The following is a 1289-nucleotide window of genomic DNA, read 5'->3' on the forward strand; positions in this document are numbered from 1 at the left end:
TGCTCCCGGCGATTATTGGGTCATGGCAGTTTATGAAGCCACAGCAGGCCATACAGATGTTGACAGAACGGCAACCGGTAATGTTTATTATTACCAGAGCCTGCCGTTTGGGGATCCGATACCGGCCACTGGGGCAGGTTTTTCGTCCGTAATGGATGCGGATTTCCCCTATTTTCTGGATATCACTTGTACAACTTTGGAGGTTCAAGATTTAGTTTTCGAAAACAAGCTAACATTATATCCTAATCCAGTATCGAACTTTATTAATATAAACGGCTTAATAGCGCCTCAAAATTTTTTGATTTTTAATATATTAGGTAAAAGTGTTCTTAAAGGAGTTGTACAACCAAAAGAACAAATCAATATTCAAAACTTAAAGCAAGGCTTGTATTTTATACAGTTTGAAAATAGCACGTCTTTAAAATTTATTAAAAAATAAAGTGTATACTGTATAAGGAATTCAGATAGGCTTAACATTAGTGATAGATCAATGAGTTCATTGAAATAAGTGCTAGATGCTATGTAGAAGGTGAGTTGTATGCTCTAGAATTGGCAGAGTACAAGTACAGGCTCTAAACGTCCACTACAGTCACGACTAAAACGTGACAGTAGTGGAAGTTTTCTTTATGTAGGGTTCGACAACTAGACGGATAAGATAGATAAAGAAATTAAGTTCAAAGCATTTCATCAACCCTAAGTAGTAGGGGTGTTTGATATGCCGTTTATGTCAAAGCCTATAAAGACGAGATAACTAGCTATACCATCATTTAGGGCAAAGTAATGGTTAACTATTTGGATAAAACCAAACACTTGCTCCAAACCAGCAATTAAACTTTAGACCTGAAGAAGCTATTTTATAATGCGAATCAAGGGTTGGGAATAATAAAAAAAACAAGCTTGATTAGTTGAAAAAACCACGCCTAAAACCTGTTTAAAGTATTCATTTACAGAATCTTAATAGTCAATTTCAACAAGATTATTTTGAATACAAAAACCAATAATAAGGATTACAAGTTAGTGAAAATATATTATTATGTCTGTGAAAAATTTGAAGAGAACCTACAATATAGGTGTGAGCGCTTTAGTAACAATAAAGAACCTAAACTAACAGACCAAGAAATTATAACTATATACCTGTTTGTAATGCAGCATCAAGGAATTTTTAAAAGGCTCTAGTTTAATCGAGCTATTATTTGTATATTTATGTTATGGATTTACTAAAAATGAAGGAAGGTCTATCTAGTCTTTCAGAAGCAGAAAGGCTGGAATTACTAAAGGAATTGGAACAA

At 33.8% G+C, this 1289-nt stretch carries 1 protein-coding gene; it reads left to right on the top strand.

Annotation, left to right across the window (positions count from 1 at the left end):
• Nucleotides 1-439 (top strand): T9SS type A sorting domain-containing protein (locus Q4Q40_RS23295; RefSeq protein WP_303304465.1); only part of this gene is annotated, 439 nt, incomplete at its 5' end.
• Nucleotides 440-1289 lie beyond the last annotated feature (850 nt).

It is taken from the genome of Flavivirga jejuensis (genome assembly GCF_030540765.1).
Lineage (GTDB): Bacteria > Bacteroidota > Bacteroidia > Flavobacteriales > Flavobacteriaceae > Flavivirga > Flavivirga jejuensis.